This is a genomic window from Formosa algae (genome assembly GCF_001439665.1).
GTDB classification, from domain to species: Bacteria; Bacteroidota; Bacteroidia; order Flavobacteriales; family Flavobacteriaceae; genus Formosa; species Formosa algae.
The window spans coordinates 29271-44564 of record NZ_LMAK01000004.1 but is presented as its reverse complement, the minus strand read 5'-3'; the positions used below and the strand labels follow the sequence as shown (position 1 = coordinate 44564).

Sequence of the window (15294 nt, the reverse complement as noted above, 5' to 3'; positions counted from 1 at the left end):
AATTTTAAATATTACACTAGAGCTATAAAAATTTTTAATTAAAATTCATGATGATTATCATTTTAGAACCAAGTAACAATTTGTAATTTTACATCTTAAATTAAACCTCTTTTTTATGAAAAATGTACTTTTTATAGCTTTAGCGCTTCTTGTTTTTAGTTGTGGTGACAAGCCTGAAAAAAAGAAATTTGAATATAATACGCCTGATATAACACCTACAGAGACTAAAACAGAGCCAAAGGAAACAACTTCTTTTGAATCTTTAGTAGATTTAGAGAACAAAGGTATTGGTCCGATAAAAAGTGTTGAATTGGACGAGACTTTAAATACGGAATGGGTAAAAAAAGGAGAAACGGTTTTTAACACCACATGTGTGGCTTGCCATAAAACCGATAAAAAATTTATTGGTCCAGCTTTAGGCGATATTACTTCTAAAAGAAGTCCGGAGTGGATTATGAATATGATTATGAATACCTCTGAAATGATAAAAAAAGATCCGCTTGCAAAAGGGATTTACGAAGAATACAATAAAGCACCAATGGTAACCGCACCAATTAGCGAAGACAATGCCAGAGCACTTTTAGAATACTTAAGAAGTTTAGATTAATAGCAAATTTACCGTCTTAATGTTATGTAAAACAGGTTTAGCTTTAACTTAAAGTTAGACCTGTTTTTAATTTATTACTGTTGGTTTTGATGTCACTCTAAAACCACGTTCTGTCCCTAAAAATAATGGATCTCCGTATTTCTCCGACCAGAATCCATCTAAAAGATCGGGTGATAAAACACGATACACCACCACCCCTTTTAACTTGTATTGTTCTGCCCCCACATAGTAAAAATTAATCACCAATATATTATCCTTAAAAAAACCAGACCCAAATTGCTCTTGCGTATTATTAATTAGCCACTTAGCCTGAATACGTTTATTAACATCTACATCTAATTGCAGCGTCCCTTTATATTCCTGCTCGCTATTGTCTTGGTTACTCCCTAATATTGTAAACGTGCCCTCTAAATCTTCAACTGTCATGATTATCCTATTTTTACGACATTAAAGATACAATGCGCAGATAGCTTTACAAATTAAAAGATGCTATTCTCTTGAGTCTGAAACCCTATATTAAAACATTAATCATAATTAAACTAGTGCAATACACGTATCTTTATAAGCATTAACAACTTGATTTAAATGAAAATAACATATTTTACAACCACAATGCCTCCATTTTTTTCATTATTTTGCACCACTATAAAAATCTTTAAATGAGCGATAAAGCAACGATTTATGACATTGCTAAAAAACTAAATATTTCTGCAGCCACAGTATCTAGAGCATTAAACGATCATCCGAAAACAAGTAACAAGACAAAAATTCTTGTACAAGAAACGGCATTAGAACTGGGTTACGAACAAAATAAATTAGCCTTAGCTCTAAAAAGTGGTAGAAGTAATACTATTGGAGTCATTGTTCCTAGAATAGACATTAACTTTTTCGGTTCTATTATTCGAGGTATTGAAGATGAATTATATCCAAGAGGGTATCATATTATTATTTGTCAGACGCATGATAATGAACAAAAAGAGATCCAAAACATCAATGCGCTTTTAAACGCTCAGGTAGATGGCATTATTACATCTATTACAAAAAACACTAAAGATGTCTCGATATTTGAAAGAATTTTAGATAAAAACACCCCTTTAATATTTGTAGATAGAAAATTAAATTTGAAAGGCGCCAGCTCTGTTACCTTAGACGATTTTAAAGGTGCCTACCAAGCAACGCAGCATTTAATAAACCAAGGTTGCAATCGCATTACACATCTTACCGTTATAGGATATCAATCTGTTGGGATTTACAAAGACCGTCTTGAAGGTTACACTCAAGCGTTAAAAGACAATGACATTCCATTTGATGCCGACTTAATTTTAGATATAGAAAACGACATTAACGGCGGAAAAAAAGCAGGCCAAAAAATCCTGAATTTTAAAGACCGACCCGATGGTATTTTTTCTTCGAGTGATTTTATGATACTTGGTGCTATAAAGGAAATTAAAGCTAATGGTTTGAAAATCCCTGAAGATATTGCTGTAATTGGTTTTAGTAACGAACCTTTTACCAAATTTATGGAAAACCCAATATCGTCTGTAGACCAATGTGCTCTTGAGATGGGGAAACTTGCAGCCAAAGTTTTCTTAGATCAGATTATAGACCCTAAATTATTAAAAGTAGAGAAGAATGTTATTCTAGCTCCTAAGTTAAAAATACGACAATCTTCTAGCAAAAAAACACCTGCAAATTAATCGCCTAAAGGCACAATTAATAAAGGAATTTTAGATTCGGCTATAAGTTGTTCTGATGTACTTCCAATAATAGCTTTATAAAAAAAGCCATGTTCTTGATGTCCAGAAATAATTAAATCTGCATGTAATTTTTCGGCTTCTTTTAAAATGGTTTCTATGGTAGCACCTTCAACTAATAAACCTTCAGCATCTACATCTCGTGCTTTCATTTTAGACGCGTAATCGTATAATTTTTCGTGTTCTTCTTTAAGCTCTTTAGCTCTAGAGTCCCTTACTTCAATCGGTCCAACACCATAGCCCACAAAATCTGGATCTGGAGCAGCAATATGCATAATCCATAATTTACTTTTAAAAGCCACAGCAAAATCATATGCCTTATTTAATATACGCTGTTCCTTGCCATCAAAATCTATAGTAACTAAAATATTTTTCATAAGTAAATGTTTAAAGATTGCATTGTAAAGTCTTTAATTTCTAAGGTACTAAATATTCGTTTTAAATACTATTCAAAATCGCTAAGCTAATGTTAAATACAAGGATTACACATTTCTATAAGCCTTCAGATAATTGGATTACATTATAGGCGTTTTTTTGAAAATTCAGCCTGCCTTAGTTCATAAACAGAGTTATCTGATTCAATATGAAGTAACTTATTACTATAAAAATTAAGCAAGTATTACGCTGTCTTTGAAAACACTTTTGGATCTAATCCTTTCCCAAAATCACGAATACCATTCATAGCTTCCTTCATGGTAATTGGGATATATTCGCAATCTTTAGTTAGCATATAACGGACTTCGCCTGCATCCATTTTCGGGGCATCAGGAATATAGATAGATATAAATTTAGGCTGACTTTTATCGGTTATAAATGCGATATTATAGAGCTTATCGTCTTTCAATAAAATGGGCTGCCAGAAGTTTTGCTTTTTATAATCAGCTTCAGAAATAAACCGGTATTTCATCATCTGAAAGGATGGAAAATGGTAAAAGAGTGTCGCCTCAAATTTATTATTCCATTGCTTTAAAAATCCGTTTACTATAAAATACCCAGACAAAAAGCTGATAAGTAAAATAAGTACAGAACTTACAAGTAAGACTGCGGCAGGACCAAGAACAGTGGTTAAATTAAATTTATGCGTTAATGCATGCGCTAAAGGCATTAAAATGGTTAGCGCCTTTCCAAACAAAATTAATAATATAAGAATAGGAACCACTACAAAAAGTGTCCCTGTTACCACATACCTAATAATTAATCTATATCTATTCATGTAAACCGACGTGCTATTTTTAATCACTAATTAGTTTGAAGATAATAAAATCAATGCATTAATAAGCAGTCTGTAGATCTACAATGAGACGTCGACTTGTTAATTGTCTTTTTCTACAAGTTCTTTTACCGCTTTAGACAAGATTTGTGCTCCAACATGAGATAAATGCGTTTTATCTTTCCAATAATCTAGTTTATTATTGTCGTTAAAAAAGTTGGTAAGATCGTAATATACAAAGCCCTGATCTTCGATTTGTGCTTTAAATCTAGCATTAAGTTCTGTACAAGGATATTCGTATTTAGGCGAGGTAAACAAAATGAGTTTTTTACCATTCGCTTCACAAAACATTTTTATATCAGAGAGCGCTCTGGTATAAATATCATTCATCTTATAATTCGTACCACAAAAACTTTCAACATCCCTAACATCTCCCCTATTTATAATGTTTTTAAAGATTTCTCTTTGCATACTAGTTACCACAATGGGTTCATAACCTAGTTGTCTAGCATAATCGTCTTTAGGATTCAGGTAGTTTTTTAAGATTCCTAAAACCTTTCCGTTATAGCTTAAACTCCAGAAAAACTTTTGTAAACTGTTATTTTTACCCAGCTTATCTATCTCTCTTTTTATATCCTTATCGCGGTTATATTTAGACACTAAAGCAGCTACATCTCCGCCATCATAATTTTGCTTAAAAGCATAATTCGGGTCTATATGTAATAAGATTGTTTGCGCATTGTCTGCTGGCAAAAGCTGTATTAAAACAGACGAATATGCAATTTTAGCACCGTCCATTCCAATATTAAAACTGTACTTAGAAATTATACTAGGATCTATATTATGATTAGCTCTTGAACTGCCATAAACTATAAAATCTACACTATCTTTCACCTTTAAATATTGGTTTAGCTTACCAATACTTTGACCTGAGTACACCTTGTCGCTCAATTTATTTAAAATCAGAAACACAGCTTTATCTACCACAAAAGAGATCACCAATACTAACAATGTAATTTTAACCAGATATTTTAAGTGTTCTTTATTCATATTTAAAATTGGAAATAAATAAAGTTATTAGACGATGAATAAAACAGATTAATTAGTGTAATGATAACGGCAGCAATAACTGCTAGTTTAACACCTGTAAACTTAGACCCAAACTCTTCTAAATTAATCTTCTTATTAAATAAATATAAGTCAAAAATAATTCCAATAGCCAAAACAAATATTGAAGATGCCATAACATTAATATCTCCAATATATGGCGCACCCAGATTAAACTGAAAAATTTTTGAAATCGCTAAGCTTGCTGAATGTAAATCTTGCGCTCTAAAAAACACCCAAGACACTAGCACCACACAGAATGTAATAGGGTAACCTAAAAAGCCTATGCTTTTCACTTTATCTAAATAACCTTTAGACTTTAAAAACTTTTCTATGCTTAATACAATCCCATGAATTGCTCCCCAAATTATAAAATTCCATGAGCTTCCGTGCCATAACCCACCTAACAACATGGTAAGCAAAAGGTTTCTATATGTTATTACAATTCCTTTTCTATTACCACCTAAAGAAATGTACAGATAATCTCTAAGCCAATAGGAAAGAGACATGTGCCATTTTCTCCAAAATTCTGTTAGTGATTTAGAGAAATAGGGAATATTGAAATTCTGATGAAATTTAAATCCGAGTAATTTAGCAGTACCAATCGCAATGTCAGAATATCCTGAAAAATCGTAATAAATCTGAAACGCATATAGAAAAGTGGCTAATAGTATTGTTGTTGAATTATACAATTCTATATCGCCATATACTAAATCTACATAAGCCCCAATAGTATCAGCTATAACTATTTTACGAAACAAACCGACTAAAATTTGTATTAGTCCTTCGTTAAACCACGGCTTTTTAAACACTCTTGGCTTTTCTATTTGTGGTAACAAATTTGAAGCTCTTTCTATAGGCCCTGCAACCAATTGCGGAAAAAAGGCGATATATGTAAAAAAAGAAATGATGTCTTTAGTTGGCTCAAATTCTTTCCTGTAAATATCTATAGTGTAACTTAAAGTTTGGAATGTATAAAAACTAATCCCTACAGGAAGAATAATATTTAAGGTTAAATCGTTGGGCTGCCAACCAAATACTTGCATTAAATCTGAGAACGATTCTGCGAAAAAATTATAATATTTAAATACGGATAGCATTCCTAAATTGGCCACCAAACTAACCATAAGCCACATTTTCTTGGATTGCGGCGTTTCTGACTTGAATATCTGAGATCCAGCCTTAAAATCTATAAACGAACTTATAATAATTAAAGACAAAAATCGCCAATCCCACCACGCGTAGAAGACATAACTGCTTATTAGCAATAATACGTTTTGTTGTTTTAACCTATTATTTAATAACCAATAGGCTATAAAAACAATCGGAAAGAAAATCAAAAACTCGAAAGAATTAAATAGCATTTAAATTAACTTAGGTTTAAATAGTATTCGAAAAAATAATCATTGTTACAGTATTCGTGTTACCTCCAAACAGAGAAAACACCATCTTAACTATAATAGTAATAGTTAAATGTATTAGTTCAGATTTTGATATCCTTTTATAGGGAGAAAGATAATCTTCTTACGTTATTGCATTATAAAACGCTAAAATACTCAAAATTATTAATTTGAAAAATCATCTCTTATAACTTAGTTCTACGCTATGATTTATACGATAAATTACACAAAAACAGACGTAATGAAGCCTCACAACTCAAATATAAAACCTCAAAGCAAAGTTATAAACACCACAATTTACTCAACTTTTTGTTTTAATATTTATGACATATAAACACGTAATTAGAAAAAACAGAACTTGATTTCAGGGGTCAACTGCACTGAAGTATAAAATTTGTTTTAGCGCTATAAAGAGTCTAAAGCGTTTTAATTAAGCACACACCTCTGAACTCTAACAATTTTAACCCCAAAAAGATATTCAACTGATAAATGGATCTGATAAACGTATAATTTTATTTAATTGTTCTAAAAATTGTAATTTAATTCTAAACCACTTAAAATTAAATCATTATGAAAGCATTTAAAAACATTTTGGCCTTATTCGTTATTTGCAGCATGACACTTACAGCGAGTGCACAAAGTAAAAAAGATAAAAAAGTAATTAAAGAAGCAGATGCTGCTGTAAAAACACTTTTGGAAGTTAATCCTGGTTTAAAAGATTTTTTTGATAAATCTGCAGGGTGTGTCATATTTCCCAATGTAGGCAAAGGTGGATTTATTATTGGAGGCGCCTCCGGAAATGGTGTGTTATACCAATATGGACATAAAAAAGGAATGGCTGTATTAAAAGAAGTTAGCGTGGGATTACAAGCTGGCGGACAAGCACTAATTGAAGTTATTTTCTTTGAGCAACTAGAAGATGTTGAAAAATTTAAAGAAGAAAAATTTGAATTTGATGCGGGTATTTCTGCTGTAGCCTTAAAATCTGGTGAGAGTTTAGATGCCAAATACAAAGATGGTGTAGCTGTATTTACCCATTCTAAGGCAGGATTAATGGCAGAAGCTTCTGTAGGAGGGCAGAAATTTAGCTACAAAGCTTTTGAATAATTCAAAAAAACATACTCACAAAAAAAAGGTTCTAAATATTAATTTAGAACCTTTTTTAAATTACCACTATAGTCTAGATCTTCGCTTTTCAATAATTTTCTGAAAACTAGAAGGCGTTAATCCTGTTATCTTTTTAAACTGTCCAGATAAATGTGCAACACTACTATATTGTAATCGGTGTGCGATTTCGGTTAAAGTCAAGCTTTTATTTCCTGACATGAGTTCTTTGGCATAATCTATCTTCTTTAAAATGACAAAATTCTCTATTGAAGAATATGTCACTTCAGAAAACACACCCGACAAATAACTGTAAGAATAATTCAGTTTTTCTGCAAGTAAAGTAGACGTATTATAGGCCTTGTCTTCTGTAGAATTATAAATAATATCAGAAACAATATCTTTTATACGCTGAACTAAAACATCTTTTTCATCCTGAATAATTTCTATTCCATAAAATTCTAACCCAGAAATAAGAGCTTCTTTTTTATCTTGTTTTAAATTCGAAGCTAATTCAATTTCACCTATACCGTTCAATGTATATGGAATTTCCAAAGCATTTAGTTGGGCTTCCAATACGCGCTTACACACCACTTGGTAATCGAATTTCACGAATAATTTCATATATATCCTTTAAATTTTAACCTCAGCAAAATACAAATATCTTTGGCATGTTAGCCATTTAATATTTGAATTTCATTGAGGTTAAATAATTAATATAAAAGTGTGTATGTTTTTAAAGGATTATTTTATTATTCGTCTGTTAAGATATTAGAATCTTCAGAATAATTTTCATCTGGAATGGCTTTAAAAAATTCGGCTTCATCTAAATTTGCGGAAGGTCCAAACCCGGTTAAAAACGTGCCTTTAGATTCTGTTGGTGTCTCAATAACATAAAGAATAGACATGTCTGAAGGATTACTCATCCCTTCATAACGGTGTTCTGCAACAACTTTAACTTCTGAAGTTTTAAAGGTTTCTTTAGTGTCTAAATCTATTAATTCACCGTCTTTCACACGGTAATTTGCGGTGTACCCTTTATTTTGATACTTCGCTATAAAGTCGCTTTCATGCTTAGCGAATTCGTCTGATATAATCATAATGTTGTTTTTTTGATGGTTCTTAAATTCAATGCAAAAGGGCGTATTCCTAAGAACACGCCCTTTTTTTTATAATAAATAGAAAGTAAATATGTGTCTTTCTTTTTTTAATCTACGGCGTCTTCAACGTCGTCGGCAGCATCTTCAATACCGTCTCCTACATCATCGGCGACATCTTCAATTTTATCTCCTGTAGTCTTTTGGTCTCTACAACTTGTAAACGTTGATAAAGACGCAGTCATTGCTATTGCAACTAATAATATATAAGCTGATTTTTTCATTGTTGTGGTTTTAAATGGTTACTGATTATTTAATTGTATTTCGCCCAGTAAATAGGGAAATTACAAATAGCACTAAAAATATAAAGAATAATATTTTTGCAATTCCTGCAGCTCCTGCTGCTATTCCACCGAATCCAAAAATGGCGGCGACGATTGCTAAAATTACGAATGTTACTGTCCAACGTAGCATAATATATGGTTTTAAATGGTTAATATTAAATTGATATAATTGTTATATCATTTCCTTACTGTAAAGATATTGCAGATCTAGAAGACCACTTAACTGTATCCGTTCTAAACTTAACGCAAACAAAGTAACCCCCATAATTACAGCTATTTGCAACACACTCACTGTTTTTTTCACATATAACAGCACTCCAAAAAGACTATAAAGCATAAAAAAAGTCTAAATGAAGATAACCTACTTCTTTAGACTTTAATAGTGTATTATATGTTAGTGAAACAATTACAATCGCATACCATCTGTGTTAGGGTTTTCTTGTCCGTATTTTTCTTTATAGATACGTAAGACAAGTAAAAACAAACTGATTAATAGCGGCCCAAAAACCAATCCTATAAATCCAAAAAGTGGCACACCTACCAGCACACCAAAAAGTGTGATTAGAGGATGTACATCGTCCAAACGCTTTAGAATAAATAATCGTAGCAAGTTATCTGTAGAACTAATTACAACTAGACCATATATTAATATTCCCCAAGCCTGGGTGTCGTTTCCATTAATTAAAGACAGAGCAAAAACAGGTAAAGTACCTATTAATGTACCTACAAACGGAATCATTGATCCTACAAACACAATTAACGACCAGAAAAATGGATCTTGAATATTAAAAATAAGAAAACCTATTAAAGCAACGATCCCTTGAGCAAAAGCAACTAAAGGTATACCAATTGCATTCGATTTTACCATAGCTAAACTATCGTGACCAATAATACGTAAATTGTCGTTACCAATAGGAATATAATCTAACATCGCATTTTTTAAGGCTTTACGATTACTAAGCATAAAATATAACATCACGTACATGATTGCTATAGATATAAACATATTGAACGTACTACCTAAAAAATCTGGAACATTATTAGATAACCAACCAGAAATTGATGTGGCATCTATTTTTGACGTGAATTGGTATCCTAATTCGTGCTCCCAAGTAAATACCTGTTCTTTAATTGTTCTTACAAATTCTTCAGATTTAGATATGGTTTTCTCTACACGGCTTCCTAATAATAGTAATGTAACCGTAATAGGAATAAGTATACCTATAAAAGATAGAAATAATAATAGCGATGCCGCTAAAGACGGCTTCCAGCCTTTCTTCAATAAATATTTCATGGGTCTCTGCAATAATACAAAGAAGGTTATTGCACCCAAAATACCCGACAAATAAGGAATTAGCTCTAAAAATATCATTAGAGCAAAGGAGCAAATAAGTAGTAAAATAAAAATTTGCCTTATAATACTTGGAGAGATTCTTTTATACATGTGGTTGTGTTCCTAATTATTTGTTACTATATAAATGTATTGATTTAATGATTACGCAAAGCTGAAATTAATTCCTTTTTATTCATGGAAGAGCGGCCAGATATATCCAACTCTTTAGCTTGATCGTACAATTCAGACTTAGTACGTTCTTCATAGGCAGATGCTTTTCCGCCATATGTTCCTGAGTTTGGAGCATTAGCAATCCTAGCCGACTTTTCTTTGCTATACCCTTTATCTCTTAGGGCATCATATTGTTCTTCATTTTTTATTCTTGGTCTACTCATCATAGTAATGTATTAGTTCAATGTGTATCAAATGTCGAAAGATTTTTTCAGATCTATTAATGCTAAACCATCAAATATTAGCTCTACCGCACTACTATTAAATGAACATTAATAATTTTAGCTTTGTAATACACCCTACTATATATAGACAGAATCGCTGTAAAAAATGGCACATTGTGATTGCGTCAAAAAATATAGCAAAACAGATAATCTACTCTCTAGGTTACATGTAATTTTACATCAGTATTAACCATAAAAACAAAGTCATGAACAAGGATCAATTAGAAGGAAAATGGAAACAAGTAAAAGGTCAGTTTAAACAAAAATATGGTGAACTTACCGAAGATGATTTAACATACTCTGAAGGTAAATTCGACGAAATGGTTGGAAGACTTCAAGAGAAAACTGGAAAAACTAAAGCAGAACTTCAAGAAGAGATAAACAACTGGTAAAAATTTTTGTTAGTTAATTTTTTTAAAAGGTGAGCCTCGTTTAATATTGTATTAAACGAGGCTTTTTAATGCACCATATATTAAAGTTTTAGTTTTCTGATTTTAATCTGGCGTGAGCTGTAGGTGTAATATCTATAGTGTAATGTTTAGCATACACCCATGTAAACTGAGCGCCAAAGAACAAAATAAGACAAGAGTAAGATACCCATAGTAATATTAGTACCACGGTTCCTGCTGCACCATAAGTAGAAGCTGGATCTGCCTTAGAAAAATAGTACCCCAATAAAGATTGTCCGATAACAAATAACACTGCAGTTAAAAATCCGCCAATCCATACACTCTTCCATGGAATTTTAGCATTAGGTAAATATTTAAACATTAATGAAAACAAGGCCGATATTATAGCCAACGACAAACCTAAATCTATAACATAAGCTGCATATAAGACGGCATCGGGAAATATTTTTTGGATGTAAGTATTCAGAATTGAAATACTGGCAGACACCATAAGACTTACCAATAATAAAAAGCCAACAACTAATATAAATGCGAAGCTACGCACACGACTCAATAATATATGTCTAAAATTAGAACCTGGTTTCATTTCAATATCCCAAACATCGTTTAAAGAAATTTGCAATTGATAAAAAACTCCCGTGGCACCAAATAGCAATGTAGCGATACTCACAATGGTAGACCAAATATTATTTTTGGAATTTTGAGTTTCGGCAATCATAGTTTGTATAGAAGTTGCTGTATCCCCACCTAAAATATCAGAAATCTGTTTGGTTAATTCACCTTCTACTATCTCAGTTCCCCAAATAGAACCAATTACGTTTATTATAATAACCAAAAGTCCTGGTAAAGATAAAATGGAGTAATATGCAATAATTGCACTCAAACGCCATGGATCACTTTCTAACCACCTATTAAAGGTTTCTTTAAATAAATAAGGGACGTCTTTAAGCTTTAATTTACTTTCAAATACATGACTCATAGTTCTTAACTGCTTTTAAATATCAAAAATAAGGATTAAAATGTACGCAAAAACAGAGATGTTAACTCAAATCATTTTTAACAAAAATTTACGATTTGAGCACATCTAAAATGCATTAAAGTCAAAGCAATCGATCTTTAACCCTTAATTTTGACAAGATAAATAGTCTGAACTTTGGTTAAAGTACCATTATAAAATACCCAAACTATACCAGATTACATTTTACATAAATTAAAAAAAAAAGGTTATGAAACTACAATTTGAATATGTGAACATACCTAAAAATAATTATTTCGAATATTTAGTTGAAGAACATTTAAATCCGATTGCGAAAAAATTCCCTGTAGTTATAGGTGCTCACGTCTTTTTTAAGGTGAAAAATAAATCACAGCATTTAGATAATGTGTGCAAGATAGAATTAAACACTATGGAGTCGCGTATTTATGCGGTTGCAGAAGAAGCGTCAATAGAAATGGCGATTGCTAAAACATCTATTGCTTTAGAATCTAAATTAAAAGATACAGGTAAAAAAGATTAAACATTTTAAAAACTCAATATTTTTTTTACCTTGAACTCTAAATAAATCTGCAATACAGAAAGTGCATTCTTTGTTTAGAATCTTATTTATTTCTAAATATTGAAGCATTAGTTTTAAAGTATGAACACACAAAAAAACAATTTACTTGTAAATTCTGAAATAGGAAATCTAATATATGCTAATCCCCATATTTCCGCTTCTTTAGGAGCTTTAGAGACTTGGCCTAAGCATTTGGTTTTCACATTAAATTTAATGTTTAACAGTAAACAACCTCAGTTTTTATGTTGGGGAACAGAATTGTTGTTTTTTTATAATTCAGCTTTTCACCATACTTTTTTTAACTGTAGTGATCACAATTATTTAGGACAATCATTTAAATCTGAACACCCCGAAATCTTTTCAGGATTAATACAATCTCTTACAGATACTTTAAATTTAGGACATCCAACAAGTAAAGATGCTGTAGAGTTTAGAAATGTCAACCGCATAAAAACCTATTGGTCCTTTAACTTTTCTGCAGTACAGTTTATCCCAAATGAAACCTTGGGTGTTTTAGCACATTGCGAAGACGAAACCATACAAATAAAAGCAAACAAAAAGGTTGATAAGTTAACCTCACGATTTGTAAACATTGTAAAACAAGCGCCAATTGGTGTATTAATAGTATCTGCAAAAACAAAGACTATAGATACTATTAACAAAAAATACAGACAGTTATTTAACGACAATCATATCTTAAGTATTGGCGATGCGTATGAAAATGCCATTCCCGACACTGCTTTCGATTTAAAGAAAGAGATTCTTCAAGCCTTTGAAACTGGCGAAAATTTTGAACTCAGAGAAGTACCTGTGAGCATTACTCATAAAGATCGTCCTAAAATTTGTTATTTCAATGTTTTAGGAGAAGCAATAAAAGATGTAAACGAAAACATTTCTAGCTTAATCTTGGCGACTACAGAAGTTACCGATTCTGTAATTGCAAAACAAACTGTTATAGAAAGTGAAGACAAATTCAAAAAAGTAATCTTACAAAGTCCTATTCCTATTGCTGTTTTTCATGGTCCAGATCACGTTATCAAAATAACAAATCAAACCATGTTAAATGACATTTGGAGAAAAGAGTATGAACAATGTATAGACAAACCTTTAGTAGAGGTTTTTCCAGAATTAAAAGATCAAAAATTTCCTCAGTTACTAGATACTGTCTATAAAACCGGAAAAACTTATAACGAAAAAGAAGCGCTTGCTACTATAAAAGGGAATGATGGTACTAAACATTTTTATTTCGATTTAGATTATTCACCAATTATTGAAAGAGATAATATTGTAACAGGAATTATTGTCACCGCTGTAGATGTAACCGAAAAAGTAAACTCCAGAAAAAAGATTGAAAAGACTGAAACACGTTTACGAATAGCGACCGAAGCTGCAGATCTTGCTACTTGGGAATTAGATTTACACAACAAAGACATTACATATAGTAAACGCCTTCCTAATATTTTAGGCTACGATGAAGATTTTATTCTAACTAAAGAATTTATAAGAAGTAGAACTATTCCTGAAGATTTAGAAACTATTTTATTACCAGCTTTTGAACGCGCTTTACAAACTGGCACATATTTTTACGAAGTTAGAACACGTAAAAAGGACAATTCTATTATCTGGATTCGCACACACGGAAAAGTGTTTTATGACGACAATAACGAACCAACAAAATTATTTGGAACACTTAGAGAAATCACGACAGAAAAGCGAAACGAACAACAACTAATTGAAAATGAACAAAAGTTTAGACTTTTAGCAGATTCAATGCCTCAACAAATATGGACAGCCAACACAGAAGGAGTGTTAGATTATTATAACCACACGGTATACGAATATACTGGACATACTACAGAGACCTTAAATCCGTCTAATTGGTTAACAATTGTACATCCGGACGATCGTGATGAAAATGTATTTCTTTGGAATAAATCAATTGAAACTGGTGAAGATTTTATAATGGAGCACCGTTTTTTAAGACACGACGGGCAGTTTAGATGGCAATTAAGTCGTGCTATACCACAACGAGATAGCAAAGGAAAGATACAACGTTGGGTAGGAACAAGTACAGACATTCAAGATCAGAAAATGTTCTTACAAGAACTTGAACGTCAAGTAAAAGACCGTACAAAACTTCTAGCTGAAGCCAATTTAAAATTAGAAACTTCTGTAGAAGAGTTACAGCGAATGAATGAAGAGTTGCAATCATTCGCCTATATTTCTAGTCACGATTTACAAGAGCCATTACGTAAAATTCAGATTTTTTCATCTCGTATATTAGATTTAGAAAAAGATAATTTATCTAAAACCGGAACCGAGTATTTTAACCGCATGCAAAATTCTGCTCATAGAATGCAGGTTCTTATTAAAGACTTATTAACCTATTCCAGAACCAACACCTCTACCCGTGCTTTTGAAAAAACAGATTTAAACACCGTTTTAGATGAAGTTAAGATTGATTTAAAAGAGCTTATAAAAGAGCATCAAGTGACTATAGAAGTGGGTAATTTATGTACGGTACATATTATTCCGTTTCAATTTATACAGCTCATGAATAATTTGATTAACAACTCTATAAAATTTGCTAAGGCAGATGTACCGCCTGTAATTAAAATAGATAGTGTAATAGATAAAGGGTCTTCCTTTAAATTAGAACAACTTGTTGCAGAAGGCGAATATTGCCATATACAGGTTTCTGATAACGGAATTGGATTCGATCCGCAGTACAGCGAACAAATCTTCGAAGTTTTTGAACGTTTACATACCCGAACCGCATACGAAGGCACTGGAATAGGATTAGCAATAGTAAAGAAAATTGTCGAAAACCACGATGGTTATATTTTTGCTAAAGGTGAAGTAAATAAAGGAGTTACATTTAACATTTACATCCCAACCGAAATATCTACAGTTTAAG

At 31.8% G+C, this 15294-nt stretch carries 18 protein-coding genes; 6 read left to right on the top strand and 12 right to left on the bottom strand.

What is annotated here, in order from left to right; translation table 11 throughout:
- The first annotated feature begins 115 nt into the window (after nt 1-115).
- A complete protein-coding gene (locus tag AST99_RS00760; protein ID WP_057778116.1) occupies nt 116-607 on the top strand; it encodes a c-type cytochrome in 492 nt (163 codons plus the stop codon).
- Nucleotides 608-673: 66 nt separating this feature from the next.
- Here the strand turns inward: AST99_RS00760 and AST99_RS00755 are convergent, their stop codons facing one another.
- Complete coding sequence (locus AST99_RS00755; RefSeq protein WP_057778114.1) at nt 674-1033, bottom strand: hypothetical protein; 360 nt, start codon at nt 1031-1033, stop codon at nt 674-676.
- 233 nt (nt 1034-1266) lie between these two features.
- Between AST99_RS00755 and AST99_RS00750 the strand changes: the two genes are divergently transcribed.
- On the top strand, nt 1267-2304 hold the full coding sequence (locus AST99_RS00750) for a LacI family DNA-binding transcriptional regulator (protein ID WP_057778111.1): 1038 nt from the start codon (nt 1267-1269) through the stop codon (nt 2302-2304).
- Here AST99_RS00750 and AST99_RS00745 read toward each other — a convergent pair.
- From AST99_RS00745 to AST99_RS00730, 4 genes are all read right to left on the bottom strand, one after another.
- Nucleotides 2301-2738, bottom strand: a complete 438-nt coding sequence (locus tag AST99_RS00745) for a universal stress protein (RefSeq protein WP_057778109.1) — start codon at nt 2736-2738, stop codon at nt 2301-2303. The two genes, AST99_RS00750 and AST99_RS00745, sit on opposite strands and share 4 nt — an antisense overlap.
- Before the next feature lie 242 nt (nt 2739-2980).
- Nucleotides 2981-3574 (bottom strand): DUF502 domain-containing protein, encoded by a 594-nt coding sequence (locus tag AST99_RS00740; RefSeq protein WP_157486267.1) that lies wholly within the window; start codon nt 3572-3574, stop codon nt 2981-2983.
- A 99-nt stretch (nt 3575-3673) separates the two neighbouring features.
- Entirely contained in the window at nt 3674-4621 is a 948-nt protein-coding gene (locus AST99_RS00735; RefSeq protein ID WP_057778105.1) for a hypothetical protein, read from the bottom strand.
- A gap of 2 nt (nt 4622-4623) precedes the next feature.
- Nucleotides 4624-6042, bottom strand: a complete 1419-nt coding sequence (locus tag AST99_RS00730; protein ID WP_057778103.1) for an MBOAT family O-acyltransferase — start codon at nt 6040-6042, stop codon at nt 4624-4626.
- Nucleotides 6043-6648: 606 nt separating this feature from the next.
- On the opposite strand from AST99_RS00730, the gene AST99_RS00725 reads away from it, so the two are divergent.
- Nucleotides 6649-7185: a lipid-binding SYLF domain-containing protein gene (locus AST99_RS00725; RefSeq protein ID WP_057778101.1), complete on the top strand. Its 537-nt coding sequence runs from the start codon at nt 6649-6651 to the stop codon at nt 7183-7185.
- A 66-nt stretch (nt 7186-7251) separates the two neighbouring features.
- On the opposite strand, the gene AST99_RS00720 is transcribed toward AST99_RS00725, so the two are convergent.
- The 6 genes from AST99_RS00720 to AST99_RS00700 form a co-directional block, all read right to left on the bottom strand.
- Nucleotides 7252-7806 (bottom strand): helix-turn-helix domain-containing protein, encoded by a 555-nt coding sequence (locus tag AST99_RS00720; RefSeq protein WP_057778099.1) that lies wholly within the window; start codon nt 7804-7806, stop codon nt 7252-7254.
- Between the two features lie 128 nt (nt 7807-7934).
- A complete protein-coding gene (locus tag AST99_RS00715; RefSeq protein ID WP_057778097.1) occupies nt 7935-8282 on the bottom strand; it encodes a hypothetical protein in 348 nt (115 codons plus the stop codon).
- 107 nt (nt 8283-8389) lie between these two features.
- Entirely contained in the window at nt 8390-8563 is a 174-nt protein-coding gene (locus AST99_RS18660; protein WP_172441776.1) for a hypothetical protein, read from the bottom strand.
- Nucleotides 8564-8588: 25 nt separating this feature from the next.
- Nucleotides 8589-8753 carry a DUF1328 family protein gene (locus AST99_RS18400; protein ID WP_083495560.1) on the bottom strand — a complete coding sequence of 55 codons (165 nt, stop codon included), beginning with the start codon at nt 8751-8753 and terminating at the stop codon, nt 8589-8591.
- 276 nt (nt 8754-9029) lie between these two features.
- Nucleotides 9030-10067, bottom strand: coding sequence for an AI-2E family transporter (locus AST99_RS00705; RefSeq protein WP_057778093.1), 1038 nt, complete (start codon nt 10065-10067; stop codon nt 9030-9032).
- A 44-nt stretch (nt 10068-10111) separates the two neighbouring features.
- Nucleotides 10112-10351, bottom strand: coding sequence for a DUF7218 family protein (locus AST99_RS00700; protein ID WP_057778091.1), 240 nt, complete (start codon nt 10349-10351; stop codon nt 10112-10114).
- A 266-nt stretch (nt 10352-10617) separates the two neighbouring features.
- Here AST99_RS00700 and AST99_RS00695 point away from each other — a divergent pair, with 266 nt between their 5' ends.
- On the top strand, nt 10618-10803 hold the full coding sequence (locus AST99_RS00695) for a CsbD family protein (protein ID WP_057778089.1): 186 nt from the start codon (nt 10618-10620) through the stop codon (nt 10801-10803).
- Between the two features lie 88 nt (nt 10804-10891).
- Here the strand turns inward: AST99_RS00695 and AST99_RS00690 are convergent, their stop codons facing one another.
- Nucleotides 10892-11800 carry a YihY/virulence factor BrkB family protein gene (locus AST99_RS00690; protein ID WP_057778086.1) on the bottom strand — a complete coding sequence of 303 codons (909 nt, stop codon included), beginning with the start codon at nt 11798-11800 and terminating at the stop codon, nt 10892-10894.
- Nucleotides 11801-12047: 247 nt separating this feature from the next.
- Between AST99_RS00690 and AST99_RS00685 the strand changes: the two genes are divergently transcribed.
- Complete coding sequence (locus tag AST99_RS00685) at nt 12048-12338, top strand: HPF/RaiA family ribosome-associated protein (RefSeq protein ID WP_057778084.1); 291 nt, start codon at nt 12048-12050, stop codon at nt 12336-12338.
- Nucleotides 12339-12458: 120 nt separating this feature from the next.
- Nucleotides 12459-15293, top strand: coding sequence for a PAS domain-containing sensor histidine kinase (locus AST99_RS00680; RefSeq protein WP_057778082.1), 2835 nt, complete (start codon nt 12459-12461; stop codon nt 15291-15293).
- The last annotated feature ends 1 nt before the right edge of the window (nt 15294 follow it).

Bases quoted from the DNA above. Each gene is read 5' to 3' on its own strand.
- AST99_RS00760 (WP_057778116.1), top strand. From the start codon at position 116: ATGAAAAATGTACTTTTTATAGCTTTAGCGCTTCTTGTTTTTAGTTGT.
- AST99_RS00755 (WP_057778114.1), bottom strand. From the start codon at position 1,033: ATGACAGTTGAAGATTTAGAGGGCACGTTTACAATATTAGGGAGTAAC.
- AST99_RS00750 (WP_057778111.1), top strand. From the start codon at position 1,267: ATGAGCGATAAAGCAACGATTTATGACATTGCTAAAAAACTAAATATT.
- AST99_RS00745 (WP_057778109.1), bottom strand. From the start codon at position 2,738: ATGAAAAATATTTTAGTTACTATAGATTTTGATGGCAAGGAACAGCGT.
- AST99_RS00740 (WP_157486267.1), bottom strand. From the start codon at position 3,574: ATGAATAGATATAGATTAATTATTAGGTATGTGGTAACAGGGACACTT.
- AST99_RS00735 (WP_057778105.1), bottom strand. From the start codon at position 4,621: ATGAATAAAGAACACTTAAAATATCTGGTTAAAATTACATTGTTAGTA.
- AST99_RS00730 (WP_057778103.1), bottom strand. From the start codon at position 6,042: ATGCTATTTAATTCTTTCGAGTTTTTGATTTTCTTTCCGATTGTTTTT.
- AST99_RS00725 (WP_057778101.1), top strand. From the start codon at position 6,649: ATGAAAGCATTTAAAAACATTTTGGCCTTATTCGTTATTTGCAGCATG.
- AST99_RS00720 (WP_057778099.1), bottom strand. From the start codon at position 7,806: ATGAAATTATTCGTGAAATTCGATTACCAAGTGGTGTGTAAGCGCGTA.
- AST99_RS00715 (WP_057778097.1), bottom strand. From the start codon at position 8,282: ATGATTATATCAGACGAATTCGCTAAGCATGAAAGCGACTTTATAGCG.
- AST99_RS18660 (WP_172441776.1), bottom strand. From the start codon at position 8,563: ATGAAAAAATCAGCTTATATATTATTAGTTGCAATAGCAATGACTGCG.
- AST99_RS18400 (WP_083495560.1), bottom strand. From the start codon at position 8,753: ATGCTACGTTGGACAGTAACATTCGTAATTTTAGCAATCGTCGCCGCC.
- AST99_RS00705 (WP_057778093.1), bottom strand. From the start codon at position 10,067: ATGTATAAAAGAATCTCTCCAAGTATTATAAGGCAAATTTTTATTTTA.
- AST99_RS00700 (WP_057778091.1), bottom strand. From the start codon at position 10,351: ATGAGTAGACCAAGAATAAAAAATGAAGAACAATATGATGCCCTAAGA.
- AST99_RS00695 (WP_057778089.1), top strand. From the start codon at position 10,618: ATGAACAAGGATCAATTAGAAGGAAAATGGAAACAAGTAAAAGGTCAG.
- AST99_RS00690 (WP_057778086.1), bottom strand. From the start codon at position 11,800: ATGAGTCATGTATTTGAAAGTAAATTAAAGCTTAAAGACGTCCCTTAT.
- AST99_RS00685 (WP_057778084.1), top strand. From the start codon at position 12,048: ATGAAACTACAATTTGAATATGTGAACATACCTAAAAATAATTATTTC.
- AST99_RS00680 (WP_057778082.1), top strand. From the start codon at position 12,459: ATGAACACACAAAAAAACAATTTACTTGTAAATTCTGAAATAGGAAAT.